Annotated in this window: 12 protein-coding genes; 5 read left to right on the top strand and 7 right to left on the bottom strand. The window is 64.1% G+C overall.

The window, feature by feature from the left end:
- The first annotated feature begins 116 nt into the window (after positions 1-116).
- Positions 117-1,664 carry an MASE1 domain-containing protein gene (locus RT551_RS13610; protein WP_313459576.1) on the top strand — a complete coding sequence of 516 codons (1,548 nt, stop codon included), beginning with the start codon at positions 117-119 and terminating at the stop codon, positions 1,662-1,664.
- A 216-nt stretch (positions 1,665-1,880) separates the two neighbouring features.
- Here RT551_RS13610 and RT551_RS13605 read toward each other — a convergent pair whose 3' ends face one another.
- Entirely contained in the window at positions 1,881-4,046 is a 2,166-nt protein-coding gene (locus RT551_RS13605; RefSeq protein ID WP_313459573.1) for a M3 family metallopeptidase, read from the bottom strand.
- Between the two features lie 204 nt (positions 4,047-4,250).
- Here RT551_RS13605 and RT551_RS13600 point away from each other — a divergent pair, with 204 nt between their 5' ends.
- Positions 4,251-4,733, top strand: coding sequence for a glutathione peroxidase (locus tag RT551_RS13600; protein ID WP_313459572.1), 483 nt, complete (start codon positions 4,251-4,253; stop codon positions 4,731-4,733).
- Between the two features lie 129 nt (positions 4,734-4,862).
- Here the strand turns inward: RT551_RS13600 and RT551_RS13595 are convergent, their stop codons facing one another.
- From RT551_RS13595 to RT551_RS13585, 3 genes are all read right to left on the bottom strand, one after another.
- Positions 4,863-5,642, bottom strand: coding sequence for a ferredoxin--NADP reductase (locus tag RT551_RS13595; RefSeq protein WP_282298522.1), 780 nt, complete (start codon positions 5,640-5,642; stop codon positions 4,863-4,865).
- Between the two features lie 68 nt (positions 5,643-5,710).
- Positions 5,711-7,567 carry an ABC transporter ATP-binding protein gene (locus tag RT551_RS13590; protein WP_313459569.1) on the bottom strand — a complete coding sequence of 619 codons (1,857 nt, stop codon included), beginning with the start codon at positions 7,565-7,567 and terminating at the stop codon, positions 5,711-5,713.
- Between the two features lie 54 nt (positions 7,568-7,621).
- Positions 7,622-8,065, bottom strand: a complete 444-nt coding sequence (locus RT551_RS13585) for a carboxymuconolactone decarboxylase family protein (RefSeq protein ID WP_313459566.1) — start codon at positions 8,063-8,065, stop codon at positions 7,622-7,624.
- Between the two features lie 184 nt (positions 8,066-8,249).
- Between RT551_RS13585 and RT551_RS13580 the strand changes: the two genes are divergently transcribed.
- From RT551_RS13580 to RT551_RS13570, 3 genes are all read left to right on the top strand, one after another.
- Positions 8,250-9,767 carry a fumarate hydratase gene (locus tag RT551_RS13580; RefSeq protein ID WP_125359291.1) on the top strand — a complete coding sequence of 506 codons (1,518 nt, stop codon included), beginning with the start codon at positions 8,250-8,252 and terminating at the stop codon, positions 9,765-9,767.
- Positions 9,768-9,941: 174 nt separating this feature from the next.
- On the top strand, positions 9,942-10,577 hold the full coding sequence (locus RT551_RS13575) for a glutathione S-transferase family protein (RefSeq protein ID WP_313459562.1): 636 nt from the start codon (positions 9,942-9,944) through the stop codon (positions 10,575-10,577).
- A gap of 173 nt (positions 10,578-10,750) precedes the next feature.
- Positions 10,751-11,092 carry a hypothetical protein gene (locus RT551_RS13570; protein WP_313459560.1) on the top strand — a complete coding sequence of 114 codons (342 nt, stop codon included), beginning with the start codon at positions 10,751-10,753 and terminating at the stop codon, positions 11,090-11,092.
- Between the two features lie 129 nt (positions 11,093-11,221).
- Here RT551_RS13570 and arsC read toward each other — a convergent pair whose 3' ends face one another.
- From arsC to RT551_RS13555, 3 genes are all read right to left on the bottom strand, one after another.
- The gene (gene arsC, locus RT551_RS13565) at positions 11,222-11,563 is read right to left on the bottom strand and encodes an arsenate reductase (glutaredoxin) (RefSeq protein WP_313459557.1); all 342 of its coding nucleotides are present in this window, start codon (positions 11,561-11,563) and stop codon (positions 11,222-11,224) included.
- Positions 11,563-12,726 carry a phospholipase A gene (locus RT551_RS13560; RefSeq protein ID WP_313459555.1) on the bottom strand — a complete coding sequence of 388 codons (1,164 nt, stop codon included), beginning with the start codon at positions 12,724-12,726 and terminating at the stop codon, positions 11,563-11,565. Before RT551_RS13560 ends, arsC begins: the two co-directional genes overlap by 1 nt.
- 203 nt (positions 12,727-12,929) lie before the next feature.
- Positions 12,930-13,415: a DUF456 domain-containing protein gene (locus RT551_RS13555; protein WP_313459553.1), complete on the bottom strand. Its 486-nt coding sequence runs from the start codon at positions 13,413-13,415 to the stop codon at positions 12,930-12,932.
- Positions 13,416-13,532 lie beyond the last annotated feature (117 nt).

Genomic DNA, 13,532 nt, shown 5'->3' with positions numbered 1-13,532 from the left:
CTCAAATCCCCATAAATCGCATTGCTCCCCCGCATCGCACCCGCTACTTTCCCGCCCTCGCAACAGGCAGGCGTCGCAGACGAATCGCGACAACGGCCCACCTAAGGAGGGTAGGGATGTCGGACAGCAAGCTGGTACGGGGATTTCAAGCACGGTTGCTGGAGCTGCCGGAAGGATTACTGGTTGCTGCGCTGTACGCGGCGGCGTGCTGGGCTTCGCGGCAGGTGTCCGTTGACCAATTCTTCCTGCCTGCTGGTATCCGCATTGCAGCGCTCCTGGTATGTCGGCCACGCATGTGGCCGTATCTGCTTCTGGGGGACTACGCCTACTTCGCGTGCGTCCGTGCACCCATGGTCGAGAGGTACGGCTTGACGTGGGCGTTGATCGCTTCGTCTTATCCGTTTCCTCTGGTTGCCTCATTGGTTCACATATGCCGCCGCGAAGTGCGCAGCGGTGACTACGCGAGCTTCCTCCCCATCTCGCTCATCTCCGCCCTGGCTATCAACTTTCTCAACGTCACAGCTGCGCATCTTCTCTGGCCGGAGCCCCCACAGGGTGATTACTGGGTGCTCGGGGTTCGATACACAATCGGTGAGTTTCTTGCGATTGTGACGGTGGTCCCGCTTGCAATGCTCTGGCTGCGGCCAGCCCCGCTACGCACGTTGGGATGCTGGCTGCATGCGCCAACGCTCATCATGGTTCTGGCCTTGGCTTCGATGACCGGGTTTGCCTTTTACGTGCCCACGCGGTACCTGGGTGATGTGCCGATACAGCTGTTGATGACTCTTCCTGTTATCGGTCTTGCATTACTGCATGGTTGGCGCGGCGTCGCCATAGGGGTGCCAGCACTCAACTTCGCGATTCACCTTTCGACTGCGACCACCGGGCTTCCAGGATCGTTCGATCCATCGACATTCACGAATCAGGTGGGTGTTGCCCTCGTCGCGGCCACTTTGATTCTGTTCGGCTTGGTGGTTCGACGCGATGAGGGTGCGTCAGCGAAGCTGCTGCCGTTGGCGACCGGAGACCACCGGGCGTTCCGTTTCTCCCAACATGCCTTGGAGATGACACTCAAAAGGCACGTTCTTGGCATCAGAAAGATCTACGAGGACATAGATCGCTCGGTATGCGATCTAGCGGATTGGCTTGAGGAGCGGAAGCACCCGGAAATGGCGAAGGTCATGCGGCAGTTCGCTACTATCAGCTCACGGGAGATGCGTGACAGGTCGAGCCTGATCTATCCGACCTCGCTGGAACATGTCGGGTTGTACCTGGCGCTGCAGGTGGGTGGAATCGGTCAGGAGTGGCGCAGCAGTCATCGCGTGGCCGAGCATCAGCTCAGTGGCGATCCCTGTCAGCTGAGCATTCCGCTTCAGTTGGCAGCGTACCGGACGATCACGGAGACGGTGTCATTGATGCTGGACAAGGAGCGCGGCCCGGTGCGCCTGCGTGCCAGATGCGGTTGCATTGGGGGAAGGCGCGGCGTTGTCATCGTGATTGGATTGCTCGACGTGAGTGCTTGTCTGACGCCGGAGTTTAGAAGCGCTTACATGAAGCGCGTGGCGGCAGTCATTGCAACGTACGGGGGGAGAATCGAGTACCAAGGGAACAGGGTGCGCATGTCTTTGATTGACATGGATGAAGTCGATTCCGTGCCGCATTGATGAGCCGTGAGGAGATTCAGCCACGCAGGGCGTGGCTCTACGGTTGCGTTGCAGTGCGATGAGCGTTCGGGCACCGCGCGGACGCGCATGGCGCGTCCCTACGGTCGGGCGACCAAGGGTCGTAGTGACACGCCATGCGTGTCAAAGCCATCCGGATGAAGGATGCATCGTCGCCCCAACAAAAAACCGCCCGGGGTTACCGGGCGGTTTTGAGGGTTACTTCGTTTCCGAAGTCAGCCCACGCTTTTCAAGCAGCGGCTCGATCTGCGGTTCGTGGCCGGCGAAGTCGCGGAACAGCTGCATCGCGTCCACGCTGCCGCCCTTGGACAGCAGGGTCTGGCGGAAGTGGTCGCCGTTCTTGCGGCTCAGGCCGCCGTTGTCGCGGAACCACTTCTGGGTGTTGGCGTCCAGCACTTCCGACCAGATGTAGGCGTAGTAACCGGCCGAGTAGCCGCCCATGATGTGGCTGAAGTACGGGGTGCGGTAGCGCGGCGGCACCGGGGCGAAGAAGATGCCGTCCTTCTCCAGCGCGGCACGTTCGAAGTCCATCACACCCTTGGCAGCCGGTACCTGGTCGGCACTGATCTGGTGCCAGCGCTGGTCCAGCATGGCGGCACCCAGGTATTCGGTGGTGGCGAAGCCCTGGTTGAACTTGGCTGCGGCAATCACCTTGTCCAGCAGTTCCTGCGGCATGGCGGTGCTGTTCTGGTAGTGCTTGGCATAGTTCTTCAGGATCAGCGGGTTGTCGGCCCACATCTCGTTGACCTGCGAGGGGAACTCGACGAAGTCACGCGGCACCGAGGTGCCGGAGAAGTAGGGGTACTTCACGTTCGAGAACATGCCGTGCAGGGCGTGGCCGAATTCGTGGAAAGTGGTGGTCACTTCGTCCCAGGTCAGCAGGGTCGGCTGGCCGGCCGGCGGCTTGGGAATGTTGAGGTGGTTGGCCACCACCGGCTTGAAACCGGTCAGCTCGGACTGCGACACATACGAGTTCATCCAGGCACCGCCACGCTTGGAGGCGCGCGCATACGGGTCGAAGATGAAGATCGCCAGCTGGCTGCCGTCGGCATCGAACACGTCATACACGGTGACGTCTTCGTGGTACACCGGCAGGTCGGTGCGCTGCTTGAAGGTCAGGCCGAATTCCTGGTTGGCGGCGAAGAACACGCCGTTTTCCAGCACGTTCTTCATTTCGAAGTACGGCTTCAGCTGCGATTCGTCGAAGTTGTACTTGGCCTGGCGCACCTTCTCGCTGTAGAACGCCCAGTCCCAGGCTTCCAGCTTGAAGGTCGGCTTGCCGGCGGCCTTCTGTTCCTTGTCGATCATCGCCTGCAGGTCGGCGGCTTCGCGCTTGGCGTTGGCCACCGCGGCCGGGGCCAGCTGGCCCAGCATGGCGTTGACCGCTTCCGGGGTCTTCGCGGTCTGGTTGGTCAGGTTGTAGGCGGCGAAGTTCGGGAAGCCCATCATCTTGGCCTTCTCCGCACGCAGGGTCATGATGCGCGAGACCAAGGCGGTGTTGTCGAACTCACCGCCGCGGCTGCCACGGGTGGTCGACGCTTCGAAGATCTTCCTGCGCAGGTCGCGGTTGGTCAGGTTGGTCAGCGGCGGCTGGCCGGTGGTGTTGAGCAGGGCGATGACGTACTTGCCGTCCAGCTTGCGTGCCTTGGCCGCTTCGGCGGCGGCCGCGATCTGCTCGGCGGACAGGCCGTCCAGCTGCTTGACGTCGTCAACCACCACGGCCGAGGCGTTCACTTCGTTCTGCACGTTCTGGCTGAACTTGGTGCCCAGGTTGGCCAGCTCGGCGTTCATTTCCTTCAGCTTGGCTTTGTCGGCGTCGTTGAGCTTGGCACCGGCGCGGACGTAGCTTTCGTAGTACTTCTCGACCAGGCGCACGCCTTCGGCGTCCAGGCCCAGCTGGGTACGGGTGTCATACAGCGCCTGGATGCGGGCGAACAGCTTGCCGTTCAGCGCGATGGCGTCGCTGTGCGCGGCGAACTTGGCCGAGTAATCGGCCTGCAGCTTCTTGCGGGTGTCGTTGGTATCGGCACCGACCAGCGAGAAGAACACGGTGGTGGCGCGGTCCAGGGTGTCACCGCTCTTTTCCAGGGCGATGATGGTGTTGTCGAAGGTCGGCTTGGCCTTGTTGTTGGCGATTGCTTCGACTTCCTTCAGCTGCTGCGCCATGCCGGCGTCGAAGGCGGGAGCGAAGTCGCTGTCCTTGATCTTGTCGAACTGCGGGAAGTGCAGCGGCAGCGGGCTGTCGGCAAAGAACGGGTTGGCCTGCTGGGCGGCGGTGGCGGCCGGGGTGGCAGCAACGGCGGAGTAGGCGGGCAGGGCCAGGCCGAGGGTCACGGCGACAGCGAGGGCAAGACGGGTGGTCAAGGGGAAATCTCCGGTCAGACAAGTGCCCGAGGGTAACCCGGGGGGAACCGGGGCGGCTTGTGTCAAAAGGCATGTGCGACAGGGGGCGGGCGGGGCGGCGTCGGACGCGCATGGCGCGTCCCTACGGCGGGAATGGGTGTAGGGACACGCCATGCGTGTCCGCGGGGTGCCACAATCGGGCTTTCCACCTTACGGAGACCCGCCATGACCACCGCCTTCGATTTCTCGTTCGTGGACCTGGCGGGCCAGCCGCAAGCTCTGGAGCAGTACAAGGGCAAGGTGCTGCTGCTGGTGAACGTGGCCAGCAAATGCGGCTTCACCCCGCAGTACGAGGGTCTGGAAGCCTTATGGCGCGAGTACGGCCCGCGCGGGCTGGTGGTGGTGGGCTTCCCCTGTGACCAGTTCGGCCACCAGGAGCCGGGGAATGCCGAGGAGATCCGGAACTTCTGTTCGCTGACCTACGAGGTGGACTTCCCGCTGTCGGAGAAGATCGACGTCAACGGCGACAAGGCGCACCCGCTGTGGCAGTGGCTGAAGGCCGAGAAGACCGGCCTGCTCGGCACGAAGGGCATCAAATGGAACTTCAGCAAGTTCCTGGTGGGCCGCGATGGGCAGGTGCTGGAACGCTATGCGCCGACCGACAAGCCGGAAAGCCTGCGTGGGGATATCGAGAAGGTGCTGGCGTAACCGCGCCAACAATGGATGATCGAGCCCCGTAGAGCCACGCCCTGCGTGGCTGCGACCTCGTCTGACACCGCGAAGCCACGCAGGGAGTGGCTCTACGCGTCGGTGCCCCGCGTATGCGCCCGGCGGTGATTATTTCTCGACGAACGCGCGCTCGAACACGTAATGCCCCGGGGTACCAATACGCGGCGAGGTCTGGAAACCACGCGCGTCCAGCACCTGGCGCAGATCAGCCAGCATCTGCGGGCTGCCGCAGATCATCGCGCGGTCGTTCTCCGGGCTCAGTTCCGGCAGGCCCAGGGTGCGCTGCATTTCACCGCTTTCCAGCAGCGAGGTCAGGCGGCCCTGGTTTGGGAACGGTTCGCGGGTGACGGCCGGGTAGTACAGCAGCTTGTCGCCGATCATCTCGCCCAGGAATTCGTGCTCGCGCAGTTCCTTTTCGAACAGGTCGCGGTAGGCCAGGTCCTTTTCGAAGCGCACGCCGTGGGTGAGGATCACCTTGTCGAAGCGCTCGTAGGTTTCCGGGTCCTTGATCACCGACAGCCACGGGGCCAGGCCGGTACCGGTGCCCAGCAGGTACAGGTGCTTGCCCGGATGCAGGTCGCTGATCAGCAGGGTGCCGGTCGGCTTCTTGCCCACCAGCACCTTGTCGCCGGGTTTGATGTGCTGCAGGCGTGAGGTCAGCGGACCGTCCTGCACCTTGATGCTGAAGAACTCCAGGTTCTCTTCCCAGTTCGCGCTGGCGATGGAATACGCACGCAGCAGCGGCCGCGCCTCGGTTTCCAGGCCTATCATCACGAATTGGCCGTTTTCAAAGCGGAAACCGCTGTCACGGGTGGTGGTGAAGCTGAAGTAGGCGTCCGTCCAGTGACGGACTTCAAGCACCGTTTCGGCACCAAAAGCGGAAGACATGGGGGTGGGTCTGATCTGGTTCGTCGCGGCTATTCTAGCTCAAATGAGATAAATTCTCATTGAACCCGTTACCGATACCCCGCCGCCTGCAGCTCGAACAGCTCCGCATAGCGCCCGCCCTGGGCCATCAGCTCCGCATGGGTACCACTGGCCTCCAGCCGCCCTTCAGCCAGCACCAGGATCCGGTCGGCCATGCGCACCGACGAGAACCGGTGTGAAATCAGCACAGCCGTCCGGTTGTCGGACAGATCCTTGAAGCGCTGGAACACCTCGAACTCCGCACGTGCATCCAACGCGGCAGTCGGTTCATCCAGAATCATCACCTGCGCATCGCGCATGTAGGCACGGGCGATGGCGATCTTCTGCCACTGGCCGCCGGACAGGTCCACACCCTGCTTGAAGCGCCGCCCGATCAACTGGTCGTAGCCGTCCGGCAGCCCGGCGATCACCTCGTCGGCCATGCCTCGGCGAGCGGCGTCGCGGATCCGGGTCTTGTCGTCCATCGCCCCGACCAGGCCGACGCCGATGTTCTCGCCGGCAGTCAGGTTGTAGCGCACGAAGTCCTGGAAAATCACCCCCATGTTGGCGCGCAGGTCGTCCAGGTCGTAATCGCGCAGATCACGGCCGTCGAGCAGGATGCGACCCTCATCGGGGTCGTACAGGCGCGCCAGCAGCTTCACCAGGGTGGTCTTGCCGGCTCCGTTCTCGCCCACCAGGGCCAGCACTTCGCCGGCGCGCAGCTCAAAGCTCAGGTGACGCACCGCCCAACGCTCCGCCTCCGGGTAGCGGAAGCCGACGTTCTCGAACACGAAGCCCTGGGTGATCGGCTGCGGCACCGGCACCGCGTCGGTGCGTGAATGGATTTCCGGCTGGATCTGGAAGAACGAGAACAGATCGTCCAGGTACAGGGCCTGGCTGGCGACCTGCGAGAAGCCGATCAGCAGGCCTTCCAGCAGCTGGCGCAGGCGCAGGAAGCTGCCGGCCAGGAAGGTCAGGTCGCCGATCGAGAAGTCGCCGCGCACGGTACGCCAGGCGATGTAGGCATAGGCGGTGTAGTAGCCCAGCGTGCCCAGCGCGGCCAGCAGCGTGCCCCAGAACGCGCGCTTGCGTGCCAGCCGGCGGTTGGCCTGGAAGAACTTGTCGGCCAGGAACCGGTAGCGGTCGATCAGGAACCGGTGCAGGTTGAAGATCTTCACTTCCTTGGCGGTTTCGACGCTGGCCCCGATCTGGCGCAGGTAGTCGAGCTGACGGCGCTCGGGCGTCCACTGGAAGTTGAGGCTGTACCCGGCCGCATTGAAGTGCGATTCGCCGATGAACGCCGGCACCAGTGCCACCGCCAGCAGCAGGATCAGCCACGGCGCATACACCAGCAGGCCCACCGCCAGGCTGGCCACGGTAATCGCATCCTGCACCTGGCCGAACAGCTGGCTCATCAGGTTCATCCGGCCCATGGTCTGGCGACGGGCGCGGTCCAGCTTGTCCTGCAGGTCGGGGTCTTCGAAGTCCTCCAGGTCCAGCTCGGCGGCGTGTTCCATCAACCGCACGCTGGTGGCGTTGGTGAACAACTCCGACAGCAGGGTGTCGGCGTAGCTGACGATGCGGCCCAGCAGGTCCGAGGCGATGGCCAGCCCGAATTCCAGCGCCAGCAGCACCAGCAGGGGGTTGAGCAAGCCGCTGGAGAGTGCTTCGCTGAACGGTGGGAAGCCGGCTTCATGGCGGCTCAGCAGCAGGGCGGCATCGATGATCAGCTTGCCCACGTACAACATGGCCACCGGCAGCAGGGCGCGGATGACGCGCAGGCCGAGGCTGGCGGTGGCCAGCCAGGGGCTGGCCTGCCAGATCTGGCGCAGGAACGGCGGCAGGTTGCGCAGCGCCTGGAAGCGCTCACGCAGGCTCGGGTTTTTGCTGGGGGTAGGGGCAGGCATGGGGGTCATTGTGCCAGCCCCGCCGGTAGGTGCCGACCGTTGGTCGGCACGCCTTTACGGCAACGGCGGCAGCAGCCCCGCACCCAACCGGTTCCAGGCATTGATCACCGCAATGCCCATGCTCAGGTCACTGATGCCCTTCTCATCAAAATGCGGGGCCAGCGCGTCAAACGCCGCATCGGACGGCGCACCACTCGGCAGTCGGGTCAGCGCCTCAGCCCAGCCCAGCGCCGCCTTCTCACGCTCATCAAAGAACCGGCTCTCATGCCAGGCGGGCAGGGTGTCCAGTTTGCGCGGCTCGATCCCGCCCTTGCGCAGCGCGGTGCCGTGCATGTCCATGCAGTAGCCGCAGCCGTTGATCTGGGAAACGCGCAGGAACACCAGTTCCATCAGGGTCGGGTCGACGGAGCTGTCATGCACGGACTTGCTGGTGGCCAGCAGGGCTTTGAAGGCCTCGTGGGCAAGGCGGGCATACGGAACACGGGGGGAAGCAGACATTGCAGGAACTCCATGACGTCCGGATCGGGCGTCTTCATCGTAATAGACGGGGCAGGGCAGGCGGCTGTGACAGGGGCGCAACGGTCTGTCCGGGCGTTGTCGGGACTCATTCCCATCTGCGCCGGGCCGGACAGGTAAAATGGTTGGCTAACTCCCCCGCCAGCCCCGAGCAAGCGAGCATTACGTGACATCGATCAAGCAGGAAGACCTCATCCAGTCCATCGCCGACGCGCTGCAGTACATCTCGTACTACCACCCGGTCGACTACATCAAGAGCCTTGCCGCCGCTTACGAGCGCGAGGAGTCGCCGGCGGCGAAGGAAGCGATGGCGCAGATCCTGATCAACTCGCGCATGTGTGCCGAAGGCCACCGGCCGATCTGCCAGGACACCGGCATCGTCACCGTGTTCCTGGAAATCGGCATGAACGTGCGCTGGGACGACGCCACCATGGGCGTGGAAGACATGGCCAACGAAGGCGTGCGCCGTGCCTACAACCACCCGGACAACAAGCTGCGCGCCTCGGTGCTGGCTGACCCGGCGGGCAAGCGCATCAACACCAAGGACAACACCCCGGGCGTGGTCAACGTCAAGATCGTGCCGGGTGACACCGTCGAGGTGATCGTGGCGGCGAAGGGCGGTGGTTCGGAAGCCAAGAGCAAGTTCGCCATGCTCAACCCGTCCGACTCCATCGTCGACTGGGTGTTGAAGACCGTGCCGACCATGGGGGCCGGCTGGTGCCCGCCCGGCATGCTCGGCATCGGCATTGGTGGCACCGCTGAAAAGGCGATGCTGCTGGCCAAGGAATCGCTGATGGAGCCGATCGACATCAACGAACTGAAGGCCCGTGGCGCGTCCAACCGCGCCGAGGAACTGCGCCTGGAGCTGTACGACAAGGTCAACGCGCTGGGCATCGGCGCGCAGGGCCTGGGCGGCCTGACCACGGTGCTGGACATCAAGGTCAAGGACTTCCCGACCCACGCCGCGAACCTCCCGGTGGCGATGATTCCGAACTGCGCGGCGACCCGCCACGCGCACTTCACCCTGGATGGCAGCGGCCCCGTGATGCTTGACCCGCCGTCGCTGGAAGACTGGCCGCAGATTACCTATGACGCGTCCAAGGGCACCCGCGTGGACCTGGACACGATCACCCCGGAGGATGTGGCCAGCTGGAAGCCGGGCCAGACCCTGCTGCTCAACGGCAAGCTGCTGACCGGCCGCGACGCCGCGCACAAGCGCATGGTCGACATGCTCAACAAGGGCGAGCCGCTGCCGGTCGACCTGAAGGGCCGTTTCATCTACTACGTCGGCCCGGTTGATCCGGTGCGCGACGAAGTGGTGGGCCCGGCCGGTCCGACCACCGCCACGCGCATGGACAAGTTCACCCGCCAGGTGCTGGAACAGACCGGTCTGCTGGGCATGGTCGGCAAGGCCGAGCGCGGCCCGGCCGCGATCGAGGCGATCCGCGACAACAAGTCGGCCTACCTGATGGCGGTGGGTGGTTCGGCCTACCTGGTGTCCAAGGCGATCAAGGCCGCCAAGGTGGTGGGCTTCGCCGACCTGGGCATGGAAGCGATCTACGAGTTCACCGTGCAGGACATGCCGGTCACCGTGGCGGTGGATTCCACCGGTGAGTCGGTGCACACCACCGGCCCGCGCGAGTGGCAGGCCCGCATCGCCGGAATTCCGGTTGTCGTAGCGTAATCCCGACGTAGAGCCACGCCCTGCGTGGCTTCGCGGTGCCGAACGCAGATGTAGAGCCACGCCCTGCGTGGCTTCGCGGTGCCCGACGTCATCGAAGCCACGCAGGGCGTGGCTCTACCGGCGTGCGCGCCGTAACCACATAATCGGGCTCCCATCCCGACCCCCACCGCGCCCATGACCACCACCCTCTACGGTTCCCGCAGCACCGCCTCGCTGGTGGTGCACTGGCTGCTGCTGGAACTGCAGATCGAACACGAACTCGTCCTGCTCGATTTCGACACCCGCGAACAGAAGGCGGCCGACTACCTGGCCCTCAACCCAGCCGGCCGCGTCCCCACGCTGCTGATCGATGGGCAGGTCCTGACCGAAGCCGCCGCCATCGCGCTGTACCTGGCCGACCGCCATCCGCAGGCAGGGTTGCTGCCGGCACCTGGAACGCCAGCGCGCGGCGTGGCGTATCGCTGGATGTTCTGGTGCGCCAATACCCTGCAGCCGGCATATCGGGCGTGGTTCTACGCCGATGAAGTGGCGGGGCCTGAGAACGTGGAAGCGGTGCGCGAACATGCCCGCCAGCAGCTTGAAAATGCCTGGCAGCAGTTTGCCGAGCATATCGAGGGTGCAGGCCCGTACGTGCTGGGCGAGCAGCTCAGCATGGTCGATTTCATGTTGGTGATGCTGATGCGCTGGTCGCGCAACATGCCACGGCCGACGGATACGTGGCCGGTGTTGAAGGCGTATGCGGATCACCTGAAAGCGCGTCCAGCATTTGCCGAGGTGTATCGGCGCGAGGACATCACTGATTGGCTGTGACGGTCTTCGTTTCAGTGCGCGATGACACGCATGGCGTGTCCGCGAACGCAGGATCATGGCTTTGACACGCATGGCGTGTCACTACGATCCATGGTCGGGCGGCCTTGTGGTAGTGACACGCCATGCGTGTCAGCGCGATCTGTTAGGCTGCATAAGCACACAAGGAGCATCTCATGCAGGGAATCCGCATTGCAGCCGCCTTCGCCATTTTGTTCAGCCTGGCTTCCTGCCGCAGCACCGACACCGGTTACGACGGCGGCGTTGGCTTCACCGCCAGCGCCCAGTGCGCGATCCAGTGCCAGGAAACCTACCGCCGTTGTGCGGCAGAGCCGCGCTCCACCCGGTTGTCACAATGCGAATCGCAGGTGGCCCGGAATGCAAGCCGTTGTTCGGAGCTCAAAGACCCGGAGCAACGGCGTTATTGCGACATGAGCGCCAACAGCTGCGCCGACCGGATGCCGGAACTGGGGTGTGGTGAACAGCTGAGCATGTGTTCCTCCCGCTGTGGCGGCTGAGGACGCGCTGGACACGCATGACGTGTCCCTGTACGACTTCGCAATGCCGTAGAGCCACGCCCTGCGTGGCTTCGGGGTGCCGGACTTGGTCGAAGCCACGCAGGGCGTGGCTCTACGCCGGATCGGGCGTTACAACAACGCCAGCACCTTCTCCGGCGGCCGGCACAGGTTGGTACCCTTCGGCGTGATCACCACCGGCCGGTTGATCAGAATCGGGTGCGTCTGCATCGCCCCCAGCAGAGTGGCATCATCCGCCCCCTCCAGCCCCAGCTCATCAAACACCGCTTCCTTGCTGCGCACCAGCTCGATCACCTGCAAGCCGGCATCCTTCAGCACCTTGCGCAGCTCCGCCTCGCTGGGCACATCGGTCAGGTAGTCGCGGATCACCGGTTCAATACCCGCGGCGCGGATATGTTCCAACGCCCCGCGCGAATTGCCGCAGCGCGGGTTGTGCCAGATCGTCACCGTCATCAGTACCACTCCAGCAGTGACACGCCCACGCCCACGTACGTGGCCTTGTGGTTGTAGTCGATCATGCTTTCACCGTAGCCATCGAAGACCTGGATGTGCCCGCGCAGCAGGTTGCTGATCGGGAAACCGTAGTCCAGCTGCAGCGCGCCGTGCGAACGGTCGCCACCGCGCAGCGAGTGCCGCGCCATCAGCGAGACTTCGTGACCGTTGCGGTTCCAGGTCAGTACCGCGTCGCCGCGGCCCATGTAGTCCTCGATGTCCGGGTTGTTGTCGTCTTCGCGGTCTTCCGGCAGCCGGTACCACGGGCGCAGCACGAGTGCCCAGTTCTCGCGGTCCAGGCCGACGTTGAGGATGACCCGGTTCCAGCTGCGCGACAGCGGGTCGGCGCGGCCGTTGGACTGGTGGGTGAGGCTCAAGCCAGCCATGCGCCCGCGCCAGCCGCCAATGGAGTAGCCGGTGCGGAACATCATCATCACTTCCGGTTCGTAATTGGTTTCGCGGAAGGGGCGCGAGTTGTCAGCGTTGTAGGCCTGCCAGCGCGAGCTCTGGGTGTAGCCGGCCCAGAGGTCGCCGTTGTCGCCGAACACGTTCTCCCACACCTTGGTCTTGAAGCTGAGCTGGAACTTCAGCTCGTTGCTGTCGAGCTGCTGCGGTGTGGTGACGGTGTTGTCCGGATTGGGTGACTGCGGCATCTGGTTCTTGTCGCTGGTCCAGAACGCCGGCAACAGATACACAGGTTTGTAAGCGCGTAACTGGAACGCGCCCAGCTTGGAGTCCTGCGCCAGTTCCCAGCGGCTGTCCAGCAGCGAGCCTTTGCCGGCGTTGGCCAGGGCCTGCTCATGACCGTCGTTCTTGAACAGCTCGCCCAGGCGGTGCTTCACCTTTTCACCGGCCGGCGCGTCGGCCTGTGCCTCGCGCGCCGCCTGGCGTTCCTCGCGGCGCGCCTGCTGGGCGGCGATGGCGGCAGCATCGGCCTCCTGGGTGGTCTGCACGCCACGCCGGAACAGGGTGTCGTAGCAGGCCAGGCGGGCGGCATCGGAACCGACCAGTGCGCAGGCTTCCGGCGTGGCCGGGGTTGGGGCGACTTCCTGTGCGGCGGCCGTGCTGGCGCAAGCCAAGGCTAATGCGCAGAACAACGCGGAGCGGGGACGGGGTGTGGTCATGGGGGCGGGCCGCACGGTAAGGGGGAAAACGGGCACATTCTGCACCAGATGTGGCGAAGTCGTCGTAGAGCCGGGCTTGCCCGGCTGCTCTTCGCCTGATGTTTCCCGCCAACAGCAGCCGGGCAAGCCCGGCTCTACGGGTCAGACCTCAACCGTCAACAGCAGCCGGTCCAATCAGTGCGCATGAGGACCCGTGCGGCGGTCTAGAAAAACCACGAAAACGCAAAGATCCCCAGCATCGCGATCACGATCGCCAGCTTCAGCGCCACCCCGAGCAGGATACCCATCCACGTCGCCAGCCCCACCTTGGTCGAGCGACCCAGCTCGCGGGTATGCCAGTACTCCCCGGCCAGCGCCCCCAGCAGCGGGCCTGCGAACAGCCCGATCGGCATGAAGAACAACCCGACGATGCTGCCGATGAAGGTGCCCCACAGCGCCTTGCTGCTGGCCTGGACCCGCTTGGCTCCCACCACGGTGGCCAGGATATCCACCGCGAACGAGGTCAGGGTCAGCAGTCCCAGGACCGTCAGCGGCACCCAGCCGACATGACGGAAGCCGCCGGTCCACGCCGCCGCCAGCAGCCCGGCGAACACCAGCGGAATACCGGGCAGAGCAGGCAGGATGATGCCGGCGATGCCCACCAGCACCAGCACAACCGCTAGCAGATAAAAGATGAATGAAGGGTCCATTCTGTACCGTACGGTTTTGGAAATAGGGTTGACTTATTCGAATTTGGTATGTTGCTTTTTCATTTTGCCCGGGTTAAGTTGCAGGCGCTGAGCTTGGCAAGGTCACCGTGGATCGTG

Origin of the sequence: Stenotrophomonas sp. (assembly GCF_032103445.1) — a bacterium.
GTDB lineage: Bacteria > Pseudomonadota > Gammaproteobacteria > Xanthomonadales > Xanthomonadaceae > Stenotrophomonas.
This window is presented reverse-complemented; position numbering and strand designations above follow the sequence as displayed.